The organism is Methylobacterium sp. J-072, from assembly GCF_022829425.1.
Lineage (GTDB): Bacteria > Pseudomonadota > Alphaproteobacteria > Rhizobiales > Beijerinckiaceae > Methylobacterium.
On the sequence record NZ_JAKSYK010000038.1, the window covers coordinates 1 to 18,595 of the forward strand.

Genomic DNA, 18,595 nt, shown 5'->3' on the forward strand with positions numbered 1-18,595 from the left:
CCACGCCTGGTTCAACCGCTTCCGCCGCCTGCCCGTCCGCTACGAGCGACGCGCCGACATCTACGAGGCCTTCACAAGCCTCGCGGCAAGCCTCATCACCCTCAACCAGATCAAACGGTTCTGTTAGGCGCTCTTAGACGCCCATCGCGGTCTTCAGGTTCTGATCGACCTTGTCGAGGAAGCCCGTGGTCGAGAGCCACTTCTGCTCGGGGCCGACGAGCAGCGCGAGGTCCTTGGTCATGTGCCCAGCCTCGACGGTGTCGACGCAGACCTTTTCGAGGGTGGCGGAGAACTTCGCCAGCTCGTCGTTGCCGTCGAGCTTGGCCCGGTGCGACAGGCCGCGGGTCCAGGCGAAGATCGAGGCGATCGAGTTGGTCGAGGTCTCGCGGCCCTTCTGGTGCTCGCGGTAGTGGCGGGTGACGGTGCCGTGGGCGGCCTCGGCCTCGACGGTCTGGCCGTCCGGGGTCATCAGCACCGAGGTCATCAGGCCGAGCGAGCCAAAACCCTGCGCGGCGGTGTCCGACTGCACGTCGCCGTCGTAGTTCTTGCAGGCCCAGACGTAGCCGCCCGACCATTTCAGGCAGGAGGCGACCATGTCGTCGATCAGGCGGTGCTCGTAGGTGATCCCGAGCGGCTTGAACTTGGCCTCGAACTCCTCCTCGTAGACCTTCTGGAACAGGTCCTTGAACCGGCCGTCATAGGCCTTGAGGATGGTGTTCTTGGTCGACAGGTAGACCGGGTACTTGCGCGCCAGGCCGTAGTTCAGCGAGGCGCGGGCGAAGTCGATGATCGACTGATCGAGATTGTACATCGACATCGCGACGCCGGCGTCCGGGAACTTGAACACCTCCTTCTCGATCACCGTGCCGTCGTCGCCCTCGAACTTGATGGTCAGGCGCCCCTTGCCGGGCACCTTGAAGTCGGTGGCGCGGTACTGGTCGCCGTAGGCGTGGCGGCCGATCACGAAGGGCTGGGTCCAGCCTGGCACGAGCCGCGGCACGTTCTTGCAGATGATCGGCTCGCGAAAGATGACGCCGCCCAGGATGTTGCGGATCGTGCCGTTGGGCGAGCGCCACATCTCCTTGAGGTTGAACTCCTGCACCCGCTGCTCGTCCGGGGTGATGGTGGCGCATTTCACGCCGACGCCGTGGCGCTTGATCGCCTCGGCGGCGTCCACTGTGACCTTGTCGCTGGTGGCGTCGCGGTGCTCGACGCCGAGGTCGTAATACTCGAGGTCGACGTCGAGATAGGGGTGGATGAGCTTGTTCTTGATCTCGGCCCAGATGATCCGGGTCATCTCGTCGCCGTCGAGTTCAACGACGGGGTTCGCTACCTTGATCTTCGCCATGGACCGATGCCTTCTCCCGTTGTCCCCGCGCACGGCATGCAAGGGCCGTGCGGTCGCCCGCCCGAATATCGACCGGGTCCGTATCGCCCCGGCGACATAGCGCGGCCTTTTCGGCAGCGGAAGGCGCGGGCTGTCATCCGGGCGGCTTCGTCACCCGGGCCTCGACGGGCGGTCGCCCCCTGTGCCAGAGGGCCGGCATGACGACGCCAGAGCAACAGAGCGAGAAACCGTCGACGATCACCGAGGTGCCGCCGGGGATCGCCCCGGTGGTGATCCTGGTGGAGCCGCAGCTCGCCGAGAATATCGGCATGACGGCCCGGGCCATGGCGAATTTCGGCCTGTCGGAGCTGCGCCTGGTCAACCCCAAGAACGGCTGGCCCAAGAAGGGCGTGCGCGAGGCGGCCTCGGGTGCCACCCATGTCCTCGACCGGGCGACGATCCACAGCAGCGTCGCCGAGGCGATCGGCGACCTGCACTACGTGCTCGCCACCACGGCGCGCGAGCGCGGGCAAATGAAGCGCGTCTTCGCCCCCGAGGCCGCCATGGGCGAGGTGGTCGCCCGGGAGGGGCAGCGCATTGGGGTGATGTTCGGCCGGGAGCGGGTCGGGCTGACGAACGAAGAAGTTTCGCTCGCCGATGCGATCATCACCTTCCCGGTCTCCCCGGATTTCCCGTCTCTGAACCTCGCGCAAGCGGTGCTGCTGGTGGGCTATGCCTGGCGCCAGGCCAGCGGGCGGGCGGTTCTGCCGTTCTCGGGGGAGCTGCTATCGCCGCCGGCCAGACGCGAGGCGCTGATGTCGCTGTTCGGCAGCCTGGAGACGGCCCTCGACGGCGCCGGCTTCTACCCGCCGGAGAAGCGGGAGATCATCGCCCGCAACATGCGCGACATGCTCCACCGCATGAGCCTGACCGAGCAGGATGTCCGCACCTTCCGCGGCGCGCTGCGGGCGCTGACGCGAAAGGGGACCTAATTAGTCGACAGTCTGCATGTCGGGTGGCTTGCCGCCGCCGAAGCAGCGTCCCACCGCCTCCCAGAACGCCGCCTGTTCCTCGGGCGTGCAGAGCGCTATTCGCGCCTCGACCAGCGCCCGGCCGGCCATCGCATCCGCCGTCGCGGCGGTTTCGGCTTCAGTCGGGTTGTGTGCCTCGTTCATCGGAGCCTCCGTAATCGGTGAAAAAGACGGAGCGTAGCGGCACGGTTCCGTTGCGAGCCGCAATCGGGCATGGAGGCGCCGCGCGTCGGCGGGAGAGGGCGGGGTATCGGGTGCGGCTCAGCGTGGACAATCTCGCCTGCCGCCGCTCTGGGCGCCGCATTTTTTCTGGCCTGGCCTTTGCCCTCGGGCCGCGGGATGCCCTGGCGGTGACCGGGCGAAACGGCGCCGGGAAGTCGAGCCTACTCGCCATCCTGTCGGGTCGCCTGCGGCCCGATGCCGGGCGCGTCGAGGTGGCCGAGGTCGGCGAGGCGAGCCTGCCGGAATGCCTCCACGTCGTCGGCCATCGCGACGGGCTCAAGAGTTCGCTGACCGCCGGCGAGAACCTGCTGTTCGCGCAAAAACTCCTCGGCGCGCCGCGGCTGTCGCCCCGGGATGCGCTGGAGCAGCTCGGCCTCGGCCATGCCCACGACCTGCCGGTGGGCTACCTGTCGGCCGGCCAGAGGCGGCGGGTGGCGTTGGCGCGGCTGCTGGTCTGCGAACGCCCGCTCTGGCTCCTCGACGAGCCGACCGCGGCCCTCGACACCGCCTCGCAGGCCTTGCTCGCCGGCTTGATGGCGGCGCATCGGGCCGGCGGCGGCCTCGTGATCGCCGCCACCCACCAGGCGCTCGGCCTCGACGGGGCGGCGGAGCTGCGCATCGAGGCGTCGATCGCTCCGGAGCCCGAGTCCATGGAGGATTGGGCGTGACCCGCGCGATCCTGGCCCTGATCGCCCGCGACCTGCGCCTGGCCGGCCGGGTCGGCGGCTCTGGCGCCCTGTCGCTGATGTTCTTCCTGATGATCGTCGCCCTGGTGCCGTTCGCGCTCGGGCCTGACCTCAACCTGCTGTCGCGGATCGGCCCTGCGATCCTCTGGCTCGCGGCGGTGCTCTCGACCCTGATCGGCCTCGACCGGCTGTTTCAGGCCGACGAGGAGGACGGCTCCCTCGACCTGATGACCGCCGCCCCGGTGCCCCTCGAAGGCGTCGTGCTCGCCAAGGTCACGGCGCATTGGCTGACCACCGGCCTTCCCCTGGCGCTCGCCTCGCCGCTCTTTGGCCTGCTCGTCGCCCTGGACGGCACCGCCATGGGCGCCACGGCGCTGACCCTGCTCGCCGGAACCCCGGCACTCAGCTTCATCGGCGCGGTCGGAGCGGCGCTGACGGCCTCGATTCGCCGGGGCGGCCTGATTCTCGCCGTGCTGGTCCTGCCGCTGATGATCCCGAGCCTGATCTTCGGCGTCTCGGCCGCCCAGGCGGCGACGGGGGGCACGGTGCCGTTCCTCGTGCCGCTGGCCGTGCTGGCCGCTCTGACCTTGATCGCCGCCGTGGTCGGGACGCTGGCGGCGGCGGCGGCTTTGCGCTGGCCGGAGTGACACGTGATCACCTGCCGCCATGCCTCAAATCATCATATCGAATTGTCTCGATCTAATCCATTGAGTTTTCGGACAAGATCTTCAGTAGGTAATCGTATTCTCCGTCGATATCTTCCGTGCCTCGGAATGTTGAAATTTCTATATGATTGTCATCGAAGCACTCTATTTCGAGTCGCAGACCATATAATGTCGCATCAACCCTAATTGTGTCTGGACGGTCACGGGCGAGACGAAATTTCACTTTCGATTTTTCGAGAAGATTCAAAATTCTAAAAATAGATACAGGTTCCATTCTTATGCCTCCTACTTTTTGAAGCGATTATCAAATAATAGTTTATGTGCTTTCTTGGCTCCGGGTTCATTAGCTCGCGCGGCAGCCTTCAAATCTGAGATATCCATTCCGAGGAATTGTCGAGGGAATTCGCGATAAATTTTTCCTACGCAGTTGGCCTCGATATACTCCTGGCATGTTTCGGCAATTTGCTGATAATTCGATCCAGGGCGCAAGTTTTCCGCTTCACGCGCCCACTGTCCGGCATTGGGTTGGCCGGCGGGTACACGAGGCTGTTCTGGCGAATACGCTCGTTGAAGAGCAAGTCGCAGCTTTAAAAGCTTAAATTCGAATGTGAGGCCAGCCACAAGGCTGCGTAGCAACGCCACTTCGAATGACGGATTTGAGCGTAACGCCATTCACGGACGGCCCTCTCTCCCGTATGGACTGAGAGACCTGGATCTGAATTAAAGCCTATTTACAAGGAAAAAATGACCACCCGAGAACCTGTGATGGCTTCGCCGAAGCTCGCCGTGTCGCTGGGCTTGCTCCGACCGATGCGTTGACGCGACATCGGACCGTGTCTATAGAGCGCGCTTCGCCGAGAGGCCGCGCTTTCGCGCGCGCTGCGTCTCGGCCATCGCCTGACAACCTGATGCGACGACCGATTCCCGGCTGAGCCGGCCCGTCGGCATCGCCCGACGAAGAGAACGAGGACTCCATGGCCAACACCGCTTCGGCCAAGAAAATGACCCGCAAGATCGAGAAGCGCACAGCGGTCAACCGCTCGCGCCGCTCGCGCATGCGCACCTTCGTCCGCAAGGTCGAGGAGGCGATCGCCGCCGGCAACCAGCAGGACGCGCTGACCGCCCTGCGGGCCGCCGAGCCCGAGATGATGCGCGCTGCCCAGCACGGCATCGTCCATAAGAACAACGCCTCGCGGAAGGTCTCGCGCCTGGCCGCCCGGGTGAAGGCGCTGGCCGCCTAAGCCGCCACCGCACCACTGGACGAGACAAAGCCCGGCCTTCGCGCCGGGCTTTTTCGTGTCCGCTGTCCGGATGCGCTTGGCTGCTCCGTGTCCCGGGCCGTCGCGAAGCGTTAACCCTAGACCAGAATTTGGCACGTTGCAGAGTCTAGGGGCGGCGTGTAGCTTAACAGAAACTGACTGCGTTCAAGCAAAAACTGCCGATATCGGGACGAGAGCGAATCAATCCGATTCGCCAAGACTCTAGCAAGCGGCTTGGTTGGGTCAGGAAACACTTGCGGTTGGGAATCTGGGCCATCCCCACAAGTCCCACTGTTAAAGGAACTGTAGGTAATTGTTGATAGGCTCTTCCAATCGGCAAAAGTTCCTTGGTGGGGAGTTGACTCCACCCAAGGAGTCTGTCCCGCCCGGTCATGCGGGACGCTGAGGGCGTAAATCGTGCGTACGCGCAGCCTGCGGGTTTCCGCCGGCGGCGTCGGGAGAGCCAGTGATGCGTGTCGACGGAACGGTGGCGAGCGACGACGAGGGTGGCCGCAGCGGCGGCACTACGGATTTCGGACCCGCCTGGGCGCGGGTGAAGCGGCGGCTGCGCGCCGAGCTGGGCGAGGACGTGTTCGCCAGCTGGTTCGCCCGTCTGGAACTCGAAGGCGTATCGGCCGGCACGGCACGGCTGACGGTGCCGACGCGCTTCCTCAAGAGCTGGATCGAATCGCACTACCTCGACCGGGTGCTCGGCACCTTCAAGGCCGAGGCCGAGGAGATCGCCCGGATCGAGGTCGGCGTGCGCGGCACCGGCGCCCCGGCGCGTCCCGCCGTCGTCGGCGCGCCTAAGGCCGGCCCGGCCAGCGGCCCGCTCGCCCGGCTCCACGCCACCAACACGCCGGCCCCCGTGGCTGCCACTGTCGCGACCGCCTCCGAGCAGCGCAACGCCGATGCCGGGGGCGACCTCAGCGGCACGCCGCTCGATGCGCGGCTGACCTTCTCCAGCTTCGTCATCGGCCGCTCGAACGCGCTCGCCCATGCCGCCGCCGAGCGGGTCGCCCGGCACCAGGGCGAGGGCGCGCTGTACAACCCGCTCTATCTCCATGCCGGCGTCGGCCTGGGCAAGACGCATCTGCTGCACGGGATCGGCCACGCCGCCCGCGAGGCCGGGCGCCGGGTGATCTACCTGACCGCCGACCGGTTCATGTACGGCTTCGTCAACGCCCTGAAGACCCAGTCGGCGCTCGCCTACAAGGAGCGCCTGCGCGGCATCGACCTGCTGATCCTGGACGACGTCCAGTTCATCCAAGGCAAGTCGATCCAGGCCGAGTTCGGCCACACGATCAACGCGCTGATCGACGCCGGCCGTCAGGTCGTGGTCGCGTCGGACCGGCCCCCGACCGAGCTGGAGGCTCTGGACGAGCGCGTCCGCTCGCGCCTGGGCGGCGGCCTGGTGGTCGAGATCACCGCCCTCGACGAGGCCCTGCGGGTCTCGATCCTGTCGGCGCGGCTCGCCGCCGTGCGGGCGGCGCATCCCGGCTTCGACGTGTCGCCGCAGGTCGCGACCTACGTGGCCCGGGCGATCACGGCCAATGGCCGCGACCTCGAAGGCGCGGTCAACCGCCTGCTCGCTCACGCCACGCTCACCGGCACCGCCGTCACGATGGAGACCGCCGAGAGCGCGATCCGCGACCTCGTAAAGAACCGCGAGCCGAAGCGGATCAAGATCGAGGACATCCAGAAGCTGGTCGCCTCGCGCTACAACGTCTCGCGCTCGGATATCCTGTCGGAGCGGCGCACCGCCGCCGTGGTCAAGCCGCGCCAGATTGCGATGTACCTGTCGAAGGTGCTGACCCTGCGCTCGCTGCCCGAGATCGGCCGTCGGTTCGGTGGACGCGACCATACGACCGTGCTGCACGCGGTGCGCAAGATCGAGAAGCTGATCGGCGAGGATACGATCCTCGGCGACGAGGTCGAACTCCTGAAGCGCATGCTCCAGGACTAGGATCCCGGACGGGATACAGGCCGCCACCGGCCATCGAGATCGCGAGCCGCGCCCGATCGAACCTCGATCGGGCGCGGCTCTGTTTCGAGCCCCCTTCGAAGCTCTACGTTTCACCGCGGCCCGGGATGGTGCGAGGCGCATGCGCCGTGGCAGACTGGCGTCCAGCGACTCGGCCCGGTATGGCCGCGTCGCCAACAGGCAAGAACACGCTGGGGAACGCCGATGCCCGAAGCCTTCATCTACGATCACGTCCGCACGCCGCGCGGCCGTGGCAAGGCGGATGGCGCGCTGCACGAGGTGACGGCCCTGCGCCTCGCCGAGACGACCCTGCGGGCGCTCAAGGACCGCACCGGCCTCGACACGGCTTTGGTCGACGACGTGATCCTCGGCTGTGTCGACCCGGTGGGCGAGGCGGGGGGCGACATCGCCCGCGCCGCGGCCCTGGTCTCCGATTACGGCGACCATGTCCCGGGCATCCAGATCAACCGCTTCTGCGCGTCGGGCCTCGATGCCGTGAATTTCGCTGCCGCGCAGGTGATGTGCGGCCAGCACGCGATGGCGGTGGGCGGCGGCGTCGAATCGATGAGCCGCATCGGCATCGGCGCCTCGGGGGGCGCGTGGCCGGTCGATCCGGCGATCGCCATCAAGTCGTATTTCATGCCGCAGGGCGTCTCGGCCGACCTGATCGCCACCAAGTACGGCTTCTCGCGGGACGATTGCGACGCCTACGCGGTCCGCTCGCAGGCGCGCTCGGCCAAGTCCTGGGCGGACGGGCTGTTCGGCGGCTCGGTGGTGCCGGTGCGCGACGTGAACGGCATCACGCTGCTCGACCGCGACGAGCATATGCGGCCGGGCACCGACATGCAGTCGCTGGCCGCGCTGAAGGCCTCCTTCGTCCAGATGGGACAGATGGGCGGGTTCGACGCGGTGGCGACGGATGCGCATCCAGATGTCGAGACGGTCAACCACGTCCACCATGCCGGCAACTCGTCGGGCATCGTTGACGGCGCCGCTGCCGTGCTGATCGGCTCGAAGGCGGCCGGCGACGCCGCCGGGCTGCGCCCGCGGGCGCGGATCCGGGCGTTCGCCAATATCGGCTCGGACCCGGCCCTGATGCTCACCGGTCCGGTCGACGTCACCCGGAAGGTCCTGGCCCGCTCCGGTCTGAGCCTGTCCGATATCGACCTGTTCGAGGTGAACGAGGCCTTCGCGGCGGTGGTGCTGCGCTTCTGCCAGGCGTTCGATCTCGATCCCGAGATCGTCAACGTCACCGGCGGCGCGATCGCGCTCGGCCATCCGCTGGGCGCCACCGGCGCGATGATCCTCGGAACGGCGCTCGACGAGCTGGAGCGCACCGGCAAGGAGCGCGCGCTGGTCACCCTCTGCATCGGCGCCGGCATGGGCACCGCCACGATCATCGAGCGGGTCTGAGCGGTCCTGCGGCGCGGGAGCCGGCGGGGGCCGCTCCCCAAAGCCCGGGAACGCTGATAGAGGCGCGGATGACGTGCGGCGCGAATCCGGGCCGAACGATAACAAATTGGGAGTCGAGCCCTTGAACCGCCTGATCGCGACGCTCTGCCTGGGCGTCTCCATGAGCCTGCCGCTTGCTGCACGCGCCGACGAAGCGTCGGACCGCGTCGCCGAGGCGACCTCGCTCGTGAACAAGACCCTGATCAAGAACCTCCAGACCGGCTTCAACGTCGCCCTGGAGAAGACCGTGGCGGCGATGCCGGAATCGCGCGCCGAGGCCGTGCGCAAGGAACTCACCGACGAGTTCGAGAAGCAGCGCGGCATCATGATCGAGGGGCTGTCGAAGGAATACGCCCAGAAGTTCACGCTCGCCGAGCTGAAGCATCTCGACGAGATCTATGCCGACCCGACCTATCTCAAGTTCCAGACGATGAACGCCGATCCCAACTCCGCGGTGACGGCGATCTCGCAGAATTCGGTGACCAAGCTCCTCAACATGCTGGCGGTGGCCGCCGCCACCGACAACACGCCCAAGGCCGGCGCGCCGCCGGTCCCGCCGCCGGCGGCGCCCCCCGCCCCGGCGCCGAAGTAGCCGATGCCGTCCCCCGCGCGCGATCGGCTGGCCTCAGGCCGCGCGCGCGGCCGCCCGGTGGGCGAAGCCGTCCACCCGGGGCAGGGCCTCGAGCGCGGGCTTGGCGAAGTGATAGCCCTGCACCAGCGTGATCCCGAGACCGCGCAGGGCGTCGAGTTCCCCCGCGGTCTCGACGCCCTCGGCCAGAACCGTGACCCCGAGCGCGCGGGCGATGGCGATGATGCCGGACACGATGGCGTGGCGGCCGGAATCGGTGTCGATGCCGCGCACGAGCTCCATGTCGATCTTGATCAGGTCGGGGCGGAAATTCGCCAGCAGGTTCAGCCCCGCGAAGCCGGCGCCGAAATCGTCGAGCGCCGTCAGGAAGCCCTGCTTGCGGTAGGCGGCCACGATGCGCTTCACGTGCTCGATGTCTTGGAACCGCTCCTGTTCGGTGAATTCGAACATGATCCGCCGATACGAGAAGTCGACGCGCCGCGCGGCCTCGAGCGAGGCACGGATGCAGGCGTTCGGTTCGTAGACCGCGTTCGGCATGAAGTTGATCGACAATCGGGTGTCGCTGTCCCGCGGGAACAGGCGCCCGGCCAGTTCGATCGCCTTGACGCGCGCGGCCTGGTCGAACTGGTAGCGCGTCGTATCGGTCACCCGGTCGAGGATCGTGCCGGCCGGTTCGCCGTTGGGCCCGCGCACCAGGGCCTCGTAGGCCCAGACGTGTCCGGATCCGAGGTCGAGGATCGGCTGGAAGGCCATCGTGAAGTCGAAATCGAGGGCGGCCCCGTCGCGGCATGCGCGGCAGCCAATGTCCTTCGTCATGTGCCGAATCCGTCGGTACCCCCCGACCGGCGGATCATGCGCTCCAGCACTCAATGCAACCTTAACGTACAACCACCGGCTTTTAGACGGCGTGACTTTGGGAGGACGGCACCATGACGCTGACCGATTTCCGTTTTGAGACCGATTTAGATGGCGTTGCGGTGGCGACCTGGGACATGCCGGGCCGGTCGATGAACGTGATCACCGAAGCGGTGATGGATCAGTTGGAGCAGATCATCGAGACGGTCGCCTCGGACGCTGCGATCAAGGGTTGCGTGATCGCCACCGGCAAGGACAATTTTTCCGCGGGCGCCGACCTCACGATGCTGCAAGCTCACCGCCGGGACTACGAGCAGTTGAAGGCCGAGCAGGGCGAGGAGGTGGCGATGCGCTATTTCTTCGAGGCGTCGCGCCGCCTGTCGCTGCTGTTCCGCCGGTTGGAGACCAGCGGCAAGCCGTTCGCCGCGGCGATCCAGGGCCTGTGCCTGGGCGGCGCCTTCGAGCTGGCCTTGTCGTGCCACCACCGCGTCGCCTCGGATGACGCGAAGACGCGGGTCGGGCTGCCGGAGATCAAGGTCGGGCTGTTCCCGGGCGGCGGCGGCACCCAGCGGGTCGCCCGGCTGATGCAGACCGGCGACGCGCTCCAGATGCTGTTCAAGGGCGAGCAGATCCGCGCGCCCATGGCCAAGGGCATGGGCCTGATCCACGCGGTGGCGCCGCAGGCCGAGATCGTCGAGCGCGCCAAGGCCTGGATCCGCGAGGGCGGCTCCGCGGTGGCGCCCTGGGACGTGCCAAAATTCAAGGCGCCCTCCGGCAAGGTCTATTCGCCCGCCGGCATGATGATCTGGCCGCCGGCCAACGCGATCTACCGCCGCGAGACCCACGACAATTACCCGGCCGCCAAGGCGATCCTGGCCTCGGTCTACGAGGGCCTCCAGCTGCCCATGGACCTCGCCCTGCGGGTCGAGAGCCGGTACTTCGCCCATATCCTGCGCTCGAAGGAGGCGGCGGCGATGATCCGCACGCTGTTCATCTCCATGGGCGAGTTGAACAAGGGCGCCCGCCGGCCGAAGGACGTGCCGGCCACCAACTTGCGGCGGGTCGGGGTGATCGGCGCCGGCTTCATGGGCGCCGGCGTCGCCTACGTCACCGCGCAAGCCGGCCTCGAAGTCGTGCTGGTCGACCAGTCGATCGAGGCCGCCGAGAAGGGCAAGGCCTACGCCCACACGCTGATCACCGGCCAGATCAACAAGGGCCGCGCCAAGACCGCCGATCGCGACGCGCTGCTCGGCCGGATCACCACCACGGCCGATTACGCCACGCTCAGCGGCTGCGACCTCGTGATCGAGGCGGTGTTCGAGGATCCCAAGGTTAAGGCCGAGGTGATCCAGAAGGTCGAGGCGGTGATCGGCCCCGACACGATCTTCGCCTCCAACACCTCGACGCTGCCGATCACCGGCCTGGCGAAGAATTCGCAGCGGCCGGACCGGTTCGTGGGCATCCATTTCTTCTCGCCCGTCGAGAAGATGATGCTGGTTGAGATCATCAAGGGCGAGGCCACCGGCGACGCGGCGCTCGCGACCGCCCTCGATTACGTGCGGCTAATCAAGAAGACGCCGATCGTCGTGAACGACGCCCGCGGGTTCTTCGCCAACCGCTGCGTCGGCGCCTACATCCTGGAAGGGCACAAGATGCTCTCCGAGGGCGTGCCGCCCGCCATGATCGAGAGCGCAGGGCGCCAGGCCGGCATGCCGGTGGGTCCGCTCTCGCTCAACGACGAGGTCGCCCTCGACCTCGTGCTCAAGATCGCCAAGGCCACCGAGGCGCAGGTGGGCGAGGGGGCGGTCGACCCGGCCCAGAAGTCGATCCTCACCGCTATGGTCGAAGGCCAGGGCCGGCTCGGGCGCAAGAACCGCAAGGGCTTCTACGATTACCCCGAGGGCGCGCCCAAGCGTCTCTGGCCGGGCCTGGCGGAGCTGCAGCCCAACCGGCTCGACCCGGAGGCGGTGGACTTCAACGAGCTGAAGCAGCGGCTCCTGGTGGTGCAGGCGCTGGAAGCCGCCCGTACCGTCGGCGAGGGCGTGGTCACCGATCCCCGGGAGGCCGATGTCGGCTCGATCCTCGGCTTCGGCTTCGCGCCCTTCACGGGCGGCACCCTGTCCTACATCGACTTCATGGGCGCGGCGTCCTTCGTGGCGCTCGCCCGCGGCCTGGAGGCCAAGCACGGCCCCCGCTTCCGGGTGCCCGACACCCTGGCGGCCATGGCCGAGCAGGGCAGGACTTTTTATGGGGAGCAGAAGCGCGCCGCCTGATTTTGGCGGAAGCCTGTCAGACTAGGGCCAGAGAGCCGTTCCCGATCGCCTCGGGAACGGCTCGGCTCGCGGCGTCGACGGCTGATCACGCACCGGTATATTGGCGCGATCAATATCGAGCGCGTCGCCGTGTTACGAACGCCTTCAGCCAGGAAAACCGCCGTCAGGCGACGCGGGCCTTCGCGCCGAGCATGCGGGCGAGCAGTTCGACATCGTTGGCGTTGTCGGAGAGGAGGTCGGTGATGTCTCCGACTTCCAGCGCCTTCACGTGGCGGCAGCGCATCCCGTAGCGGCCGGCCGTGCAGGTGCACCGCAGCTGCGGGCCGCCGGCCCGCTCTTCCAGCACGACGCTGTATTGGTTGCCGGTCGAGCCCCGGATCGTGAAGCTCAGCGCCGAAGGGGCCATTGGAAAGGCGGCCATCGCGCGGTTGCTGATCGCCCCCGGAGCCCGGCGGGGGAGGGAGGGGCCGCCCGTCACCCGGGTGACCGGCACGCCGATCGCCGCGGCGAGGCCGTGCACGTCCGGCGTCTCGGTCTCGCGCATGGCAGCCAGTGCGATCGCCGCGCAGGCATAGGCATCCTCGCCGGCATCGTGGTGCTCGAAGCGGATGCCGAGGCGCCGGGCAACCTTGCCGAGGCCGCATCCCTCCGGCGCGGGAAACACCCGTCGGGAAATCTGGACGGTGCAGAGATAGGACAGGGCCGGCACCGGCAGGCCGGCGCGGGCCAAGCCGGCCCGCAGCACGCCGATATCGAAGCTCGCATTGTGGGCGAGGATCAGACCGCTGGTCAGGTCGCCCAGATAAGGCGCCATCACCCCGGCGAAGTCCGGCTGATCGGCGACGTTGGCCGGCAAGATGCCGTGGACCCGGATGTTGCCCGGCGAGAACCGCATCTCCGGCGGCCGGATCAGGTGGCTTTCCCGCCGCACGATCCGCCCGTCCGCGATCCAGGCGAGCCCCACCGCGCAGGCGCTGTCGCGCCGCTCGTTGGCCGTCTCGAAGTCGAGGGCCAGGACCGTCATCGCGGGTGGACCATGCCGGGGAACGTTCTCGGGGTGTTCCCAAGCGGTCTAAAGCCCCACGACTCGCGCTTCAACCCTCGGCCACCATCCCCAGCCAATCGTCCTCCGACACGACCCGGACGCCGTGCTTCTCGGCATCCTTGAGCTTCGAGCCGGCTCCCGGGCCCGCGACCACGAGATCGGTCTTGGCCGAGACCGATCCGGAGACCTTCGCGCCCAGCCGCTCGGCCACCGCCTTGGCCTCGTTGCGGGTCATTTTTTCCAGAGTGCCGGTGAAGACCACGGTCTTGCCGGCAAACGTTGAAGCGGCGGTCGGCCGCTCCATCGGCTCGACCGTCACCTGTTCGAGCAGGGCCGCGACCGCGTCGGCATTGTGCGGCTCGGAGAAGAACAGGATCAGCGCGTCGGTCGCCACCGGGCCGATCTCGCCGTCGTCGGCGAACAGCCGGTAGGCATCGCCGGGCTTCTGCGCGGCGGCCCGGGCGAGGGCGGCTCGCACGCTATCGGCATCGCCGTAATGCTGCAGGAGGTTTTCCCGCTGGGGCGCGCTGAGGCGGGCGCGCGGCGCATCGGAGGGCGCGTCCTCCGGGAAGCCGAGATCGAGCAGCCGGTCGCGGGTCGTGTCGCCGATTCTGTCCACGGACCGCAGCTCGACCCAGTCCGGGCCCGGCTGCACGGCGGCCGCCTCCCGGATCGCCGCGATCAGCGACGGCATCTCAGAAAAACGTTTGGCCAGGGCCTTGGCGGTGGCCTCGCCGATCTGCGGAATGCCGAGGGCGAAGAGCAGGCGGTTCATCGGAACCTGGCGGCGCGCCTCGACGCCGGCGAGCAGGTTCTTGATCGCCTTGTCTTCGTCCTCGCCCTTCTTCTTGGCGGCTTTCTTGGGCGGCTCGGTCGCCCCGGCCTCGGCGCGCCGCTCGGCCGAGAGCGCCTCGCGCCGCGCCACGACGGCGGCCTTCAGGGTCTCGAAATCGAGCCGGAACAGGTCGGCCGGCTGGCGCACCAACCCGGCCTCGAACAGCACCTCGATATAGGTCTCGCCGAAGCCCTCGATGTCGAAGCCGTTGCGCGACACGAAATGCTTCAGCCGCTCAACGCCCTGCGCCGGGCAGATCAGGCCGCCGGTGCAGCGCCGGATCGCGTCGGGGCGGCCGGTGCGCGGGTTGATCGCCCGCACGGCGCGGCTGCCGCAGGCCGGGCAGGTCTCCGGGAAGGCGAAGGGCTGCGAATCCGGCGGGCGCTTGGTGAGGTCGACATCCATCACCTTGGGGATCACGTCGCCGGCCCGCACCACCGTGACGGTGTCGCCGACGCGGATGTCCCGGCCATCGCGGATCGGCTCGCCGTCGCCGCCGACGCCCTTCACGTAACCCTCGTTGTGCAGCGTCGCGTTGGAGACGACCACGCCGCCCACCGTCACGGGCCGCAGCTTCGCCAGGGGGTTGAGCGAGCCGGTGCGGCCGACATTGATGACGATGTCCTCCACCACCGTCGTCGCCTCCTGGGCGGCGAACTTGTGGGCCAGCGCCCAGCGGGGCGAGCGCGAGACGAAGCCGAGCCGCTTCTGCAGCGCGAGATCGTCGACCTTGTAGACGACGCCGTCGATGTCGTAGCCGAGCCCGGACCGGTCCGCCTCGATCCAGCGATAATGGCCGAGCATCGACTCGATATCGGTGAAGGTCTGGGTGAGCGGGTTCACCGGCAGACCCCAGGCGGCGAAGCGCTCCAGGACGCCGGATTGCGTCTCGGCGATCGGCCCTGAGAGCTCGCCCCAGGCATAGGCGAAGAATTTCAGCGGCCGGGAGGCGGTGATGCCCGGGTCGAGTTGGCGCAGGCTCCCGGCGGCGGCGTTGCGCGGGTTGGCGAAGAGCGGCTTGCCGGCCGCCTCCTGGCGCGCATTGATAGCGGCGAAATCCGCGTGCGACAGGTAGACCTCGCCGCGCACCTCGCAGATCTCCGGCCAGCCGCTGCCCGCGAGCGTGGCCGGGATGTCCTGCACGGTGCGTGCATTGGCTGTGACGTTCTCGCCGACCTCGCCGTCGCCGCGGGTCGCCGCGGTCTCCAACTTGCCGTTCACGTAGCGCAGCGACAGGGACAGGCCGTCGATCTTCGGCTCGGCCGTGAAGGCGAGCGGCGCGTCTTCGGCAAGCCCGAGGAAGCGGCGGACCCGAGCCACGAACTCGGCGACCTCCTCCGGGTCGAAGGCGTTGCCCAGCGACAGCATCGGCACGGCGTGCCGGACCTTGGCGAATTTTTCCGAGGGCTTAGCGCCCACCGAGGTGCTGACCGCCCCGGTCCCGGCGAGATCGGGGAAGCGGGTCTCGATCTCCTCGAGCCGGCGGCGCAGGCGGTCGTATTCCGCATCCGAAATCTCGGGTGCGTCCTCCTGATGGTAGAGCCGGTCCGCCTCCTGGATCGCCTCCGAGAGCCGCGCGTGCTCGGTGCGCGCCTCCTCGGCGGTCAGGTCGAGCTCGGGCGTATCTGACTTCGCGGCTGGCATGGGGGCGTTCTAGCGCATCGCGCGCCGCGCGGGAGTCGGTTGGGGCGCGGCATCCCCATGTCCCTCAGCGCCGGGGGGCGAGCAGATCGCCGCGGCCGACCGACAGGTAGGCCCCCAAGAACACGGCGGCGACCACGGCGCTGAGGACGGCCAGCGGCATCACAGGGGCGAGCCAGCCCGCCAGCATCGTGCCAGTGACCGAGCCAAGATTCATCGCCGCCATGTAGACCTCGAACTGCGTCGCCGCGCCGGCGCGCCCGCGGCTGGCCTGGAGCAGAGCCGGCATCAGCGCGACGATTAGCAGCCCCGGCAGCGCGTTGGTGAGCGCCAGGATCAGCGGCGCCGCCGGCCCCAGGAGACCGGCGGCGATCAGGACGCCCGCCAGCACGAAGGTCATCGCGCTCGCCAGCAGCAGGATTCGGAGCGGCCTTACCGGCCCAGCCCGGTCCGACCAGAGGCCGATCGCGAAGGCGCCCGCGGTCCCGCTCACCAGGGCCAGACCGGCCTGAAAGCGCGACAGGGCAGCTGCGTCCCAGCCGCGGCTCTGGAGCAGGTCGACCGAGAAGGGCAGCTCGAACAGCCCGAGGGCGCCGTCGAGGCCGAAGCACAGGGCGAGGAGCTGCAGCGCCCGCTTCCGCCGCAGGGCGAGGCCGAGGCGGCGCAGGAAGCGCAGAAACGGAATGCGCCGCGGCGCCGGGCCGCGCCGGCCGAAATCCACCAGCGCGTCACCGGGCGCTTCGCGCACGATCAGCATCGGCAGGCTTGCCAGGATGCCGGCCGCGAGCAGCCCGGCGAGGCTGACATCCAGCCCATAGGCGGCGAGCGTCCAGCCGAAGATCGCGGCACTGAGGCTGGTGCCGGCGACGAACCCGGCCCGCGTGCAGGCGCTGACCCGGCCGAGCTCGTCTGCCGGAACGTGATCCATGATCATCCGGTCGCAGGCAGTGTCGAGCAGGGACGCGAACACACTGTGGACCAGGAAGGCGAGTCCGAGCAGGCCGACCTGATCGGCACCAAGCAGCAGCATCAGGGCGAGCGCCGCGTGGCATCCGAGGATCGCCGCCACCGCGAAGGGCCGGCGCCGGCCCATGCGAAGATGCGCCGATCGATCGATCAGCGGTCCCCACAGGATCGGCTGGACCGTCCAGGGTAACCCGGCCAGGGCGAAATGGAAGCCGACCTCGGTCGCCGGGACGCCGCGCGCCGCGAGGTGATTGGCCAGGGCGGTCAGGGAGAATCCCGCGATCAGGCCCTGATAGAGGTAGGTCGCGAAGAACACGCCGTAGCGGGCGCGTCGCCCGGCGAGATTCGGGGTTCGCAGCCATCCGTCACGCGACGGCGCGCTCAAGCCGGGATGCACTTGCCGGTCCGGTGCCGCACGACGATGCTCCTCATCCCGCCGTCACCGGATCCGAACCCGTGCCGCCTCGTCCCGAGCAGACTACGTCGTGCGCCCAGAAGCCGCGAGGCGTCGCGTGAGCGCGGCCGACATCTGGATCGTCGATCTCGCCCTGTCGCCGGACCAGCTCGATCTGTGCGAGGCGGTTCTCGACGCCGATGAGCGCGACCGCGCCGGGCGCTTCCTGCGTCCGGCCGACCGCATGCGCTACCGGGCCGGCCATGCGGCGCTCCGGCTGATCCTCGGAGAGGCCTTGGGCCTCGCCCCTGCCGAGATCTGCTTGGAGGCCGGCGCCGGCGGCAAGCCCGAACTCGTCGGATCCGCGCGCGGCGCCTTCGACTTCAACCTGTCCCATTCCGGTGGCCGCGCGCTCATCGGTCTAACGCGCGGCGCGGCCATCGGCGTCGATGTCGAGGAAATCCGGCCCATCACGGACGCCCTGCGCATCGCCCGCGCGCATTTCTCGCCCGATGAGGCTGCTGCGCTGGCGGCGTTGTCGCCGAACGCTGTCGATCACGCATTCTTCGGCCTCTGGACACGCAAGGAGGCGGTGGTGAAGGCGCTGGGCACCGGCCTGTCGCTGCCGCTCGACCGCTTCAGCGTCAGCGTGCCGCCGGAGCCGCCACGTCTCCTGCGTATGGCAGAGGGCGGCGCGTGGACCCTCGCCGGCATCGATTGCGGACTGGGCTACGCCGCGACGATCGCAGTGCCATCCGCGGAGGCCGGGATCGCGGTTCGGCATCTCCGGGGCGATTGGCCGAGCCGCCTTTGCTGATCGCCCAAAACCGGCCTTGCGGTCCGGGAAAGGCGCGGCTATAAGCCCGCTGCCGGCAGTTGCGGACACGCAAGCCGGCCTTCGGAGTGTAGCGCAGTCTGGTAGCGCACCACGTTCGGGACGTGGGGGTCGCAGGTTCAAATCCTGCCACTCCGACCAAGCTCCTTCAGGGAGTACAGGTCTTCCCGCTTTTGCTGATCGCCGCGACTGAGATCTATCAGTCATGCTCGGCGCATGCTTGCAGCCAATTCTGTCGGCATCCCTGCATCACATCCATTTTCAGGCCGATCGTTCGGTCTGGACGCTTTCCGTCACCTGCATCATCGCGACGGCGTGAAGCCGATCGGCGACACAGATTTCGATCGTAGCCACGGTCGTGGCGTGACCGAAGGAGCCTCGGGTCCCCTCTCCCGTGCGGGTTACGATGTTCACACATCGGCTCGCGAAAGCCGCCACGCGCCCCCTCTCCCGTGCGGGAGAGGGTTGGGGTGAGGGATCAGGTCTGTCCGGAAAGCGCGCATCCCTCACCCTGTCCCTCTCCCGCACGGGAGAGG

16 protein-coding genes, 1 tRNA gene and 1 pseudogene are annotated in these 18,595 nt (G+C 68.3%); 11 read left to right on the plus strand and 7 right to left on the minus strand.

The window, feature by feature from the left end; genetic code table 11:
* Window positions 1-127 (plus strand): annotated as a pseudogene (locus MKK67_RS03190) (IS5/IS1182 family transposase); the annotation flags it as partial.
* 6 nt (window positions 128-133) lie between these two features.
* Here MKK67_RS03190 and MKK67_RS03195 read toward each other — a convergent pair.
* Window positions 134-1,348 (minus strand): NADP-dependent isocitrate dehydrogenase, encoded by a 1,215-nt coding sequence (locus tag MKK67_RS03195; protein ID WP_243962195.1) that lies wholly within the window; start codon window positions 1,346-1,348, stop codon window positions 134-136.
* A 197-nt stretch (window positions 1,349-1,545) separates the two neighbouring features.
* Between MKK67_RS03195 and MKK67_RS03200 the strand changes: the two genes are divergently transcribed.
* A complete protein-coding gene (locus tag MKK67_RS03200; RefSeq protein WP_243962196.1) occupies window positions 1,546-2,319 on the plus strand; it encodes an RNA methyltransferase in 774 nt (257 codons plus the stop codon).
* Here MKK67_RS03200 and MKK67_RS03205 read toward each other — a convergent pair whose 3' ends face one another.
* Window positions 2,320-2,502 (minus strand): hypothetical protein, encoded by a 183-nt coding sequence (locus MKK67_RS03205; RefSeq protein WP_243962197.1) that lies wholly within the window; start codon window positions 2,500-2,502, stop codon window positions 2,320-2,322. It lies immediately after the preceding gene.
* Window positions 2,503-2,612: 110 nt separating this feature from the next.
* Between MKK67_RS03205 and ccmA the strand changes: the two genes are divergently transcribed.
* On the plus strand, window positions 2,613-3,248 hold the full coding sequence (gene ccmA / locus MKK67_RS03210; RefSeq protein ID WP_243962198.1) for a heme ABC exporter ATP-binding protein CcmA: 636 nt from the start codon (window positions 2,613-2,615) through the stop codon (window positions 3,246-3,248).
* Entirely contained in the window at window positions 3,245-3,913 is a 669-nt protein-coding gene (gene ccmB / locus MKK67_RS03215; protein ID WP_243962199.1) for a heme exporter protein CcmB, read from the plus strand. Before ccmA ends, ccmB begins: the two co-directional genes overlap by 4 nt.
* Window positions 3,914-4,216: 303 nt before the next feature.
* Here the strand turns inward: ccmB and MKK67_RS03220 are convergent, their stop codons facing one another.
* A complete protein-coding gene (locus MKK67_RS03220) occupies window positions 4,217-4,603 on the minus strand; it encodes a hypothetical protein (RefSeq protein ID WP_243962200.1) in 387 nt (128 codons plus the stop codon).
* A 302-nt stretch (window positions 4,604-4,905) separates the two neighbouring features.
* On the opposite strand from MKK67_RS03220, the gene rpsT reads away from it, so the two are divergent.
* The 4 genes from rpsT to MKK67_RS03240 all read left to right on the plus strand — a co-directional run bounded on the left by rpsT (window position 4,906) and on the right by MKK67_RS03240 (window position 9,218).
* Window positions 4,906-5,172 (plus strand): 30S ribosomal protein S20, encoded by a 267-nt coding sequence (gene rpsT, locus MKK67_RS03225; RefSeq protein WP_147856441.1) that lies wholly within the window; start codon window positions 4,906-4,908, stop codon window positions 5,170-5,172.
* A gap of 487 nt (window positions 5,173-5,659) precedes the next feature.
* The gene (dnaA, locus tag MKK67_RS03230) at window positions 5,660-7,156 is read left to right on the plus strand and encodes a chromosomal replication initiator protein DnaA (RefSeq protein WP_243962201.1); all 1,497 of its coding nucleotides are present in this window, start codon (window positions 5,660-5,662) and stop codon (window positions 7,154-7,156) included.
* 222 nt (window positions 7,157-7,378) lie between these two features.
* Window positions 7,379-8,587 carry an acetyl-CoA C-acetyltransferase gene (locus tag MKK67_RS03235; protein WP_243962202.1) on the plus strand — a complete coding sequence of 403 codons (1,209 nt, stop codon included), beginning with the start codon at window positions 7,379-7,381 and terminating at the stop codon, window positions 8,585-8,587.
* 121 nt (window positions 8,588-8,708) lie between these two features.
* Window positions 8,709-9,218: a hypothetical protein gene (locus MKK67_RS03240; RefSeq protein ID WP_243962203.1), complete on the plus strand. Its 510-nt coding sequence runs from the start codon at window positions 8,709-8,711 to the stop codon at window positions 9,216-9,218.
* Window positions 9,219-9,251: 33 nt separating this feature from the next.
* Here the strand turns inward: MKK67_RS03240 and MKK67_RS03245 are convergent, their stop codons facing one another.
* The gene (locus MKK67_RS03245) at window positions 9,252-10,031 is read right to left on the minus strand and encodes an EAL domain-containing protein (protein WP_243962204.1); all 780 of its coding nucleotides are present in this window, start codon (window positions 10,029-10,031) and stop codon (window positions 9,252-9,254) included.
* Window positions 10,032-10,144: 113 nt separating this feature from the next.
* Between MKK67_RS03245 and MKK67_RS03250 the strand changes: the two genes are divergently transcribed.
* The gene (locus tag MKK67_RS03250) at window positions 10,145-12,343 is read left to right on the plus strand and encodes a 3-hydroxyacyl-CoA dehydrogenase NAD-binding domain-containing protein (RefSeq protein WP_243962205.1); all 2,199 of its coding nucleotides are present in this window, start codon (window positions 10,145-10,147) and stop codon (window positions 12,341-12,343) included.
* Window positions 12,344-12,506: 163 nt separating this feature from the next.
* Here MKK67_RS03250 and MKK67_RS03255 read toward each other — a convergent pair whose 3' ends face one another.
* From MKK67_RS03255 to MKK67_RS03265, 3 genes are all read right to left on the minus strand, one after another.
* A complete protein-coding gene (locus tag MKK67_RS03255; RefSeq protein WP_243962206.1) occupies window positions 12,507-13,367 on the minus strand; it encodes a 3'-5' exonuclease in 861 nt (286 codons plus the stop codon).
* 70 nt (window positions 13,368-13,437) lie between these two features.
* Window positions 13,438-15,867 carry an NAD-dependent DNA ligase LigA gene (gene ligA, locus MKK67_RS03260; protein WP_243962207.1) on the minus strand — a complete coding sequence of 810 codons (2,430 nt, stop codon included), beginning with the start codon at window positions 15,865-15,867 and terminating at the stop codon, window positions 13,438-13,440.
* 64 nt (window positions 15,868-15,931) lie between these two features.
* On the minus strand, window positions 15,932-17,215 hold the full coding sequence (locus MKK67_RS03265) for an MFS transporter (protein WP_243962208.1): 1,284 nt from the start codon (window positions 17,213-17,215) through the stop codon (window positions 15,932-15,934).
* Window positions 17,216-17,342: 127 nt separating this feature from the next.
* Here MKK67_RS03265 and MKK67_RS03270 point away from each other — a divergent pair, with 127 nt between their 5' ends.
* Together MKK67_RS03270 and MKK67_RS03275 are read left to right on the plus strand one after the other, a co-directional pair.
* On the plus strand, window positions 17,343-18,041 hold the full coding sequence (locus tag MKK67_RS03270) for a 4'-phosphopantetheinyl transferase family protein (protein WP_243962209.1): 699 nt from the start codon (window positions 17,343-17,345) through the stop codon (window positions 18,039-18,041).
* A gap of 82 nt (window positions 18,042-18,123) precedes the next feature.
* Window positions 18,124-18,200: transfer RNA gene (locus MKK67_RS03275), tRNA-Pro, on the plus strand.
* Window positions 18,201-18,595 lie beyond the last annotated feature (395 nt).

What these genes read in the sequence shown, in the direction of transcription:
- MKK67_RS03195 (WP_243962195.1), bottom strand. Translation starts at nt 1,348, where the DNA reads ATGGCGAAGATCAAGGTAGCGAACCCCGTCGTTGAACTCGACGGCGAC.
- MKK67_RS03200 (WP_243962196.1), top strand. Translation starts at nt 1,546, where the DNA reads ATGACGACGCCAGAGCAACAGAGCGAGAAACCGTCGACGATCACCGAG.
- MKK67_RS03205 (WP_243962197.1), bottom strand. Translation starts at nt 2,502, where the DNA reads ATGAACGAGGCACACAACCCGACTGAAGCCGAAACCGCCGCGACGGCG.
- MKK67_RS03220 (WP_243962200.1), bottom strand. Translation starts at nt 4,603, where the DNA reads ATGGCGTTACGCTCAAATCCGTCATTCGAAGTGGCGTTGCTACGCAGC.
- rpsT (WP_147856441.1), top strand. Translation starts at nt 4,906, where the DNA reads ATGGCCAACACCGCTTCGGCCAAGAAAATGACCCGCAAGATCGAGAAG.
- dnaA (WP_243962201.1), top strand. Translation starts at nt 5,660, where the DNA reads ATGCGTGTCGACGGAACGGTGGCGAGCGACGACGAGGGTGGCCGCAGC.
- MKK67_RS03235 (WP_243962202.1), top strand. Translation starts at nt 7,379, where the DNA reads ATGCCCGAAGCCTTCATCTACGATCACGTCCGCACGCCGCGCGGCCGT.
- MKK67_RS03245 (WP_243962204.1), bottom strand. Translation starts at nt 10,031, where the DNA reads ATGACGAAGGACATTGGCTGCCGCGCATGCCGCGACGGGGCCGCCCTC.
- MKK67_RS03250 (WP_243962205.1), top strand. Translation starts at nt 10,145, where the DNA reads ATGACGCTGACCGATTTCCGTTTTGAGACCGATTTAGATGGCGTTGCG.
- MKK67_RS03255 (WP_243962206.1), bottom strand. Translation starts at nt 13,367, where the DNA reads ATGACGGTCCTGGCCCTCGACTTCGAGACGGCCAACGAGCGGCGCGAC.
- ligA (WP_243962207.1), bottom strand. Translation starts at nt 15,867, where the DNA reads ATGCCAGCCGCGAAGTCAGATACGCCCGAGCTCGACCTGACCGCCGAG.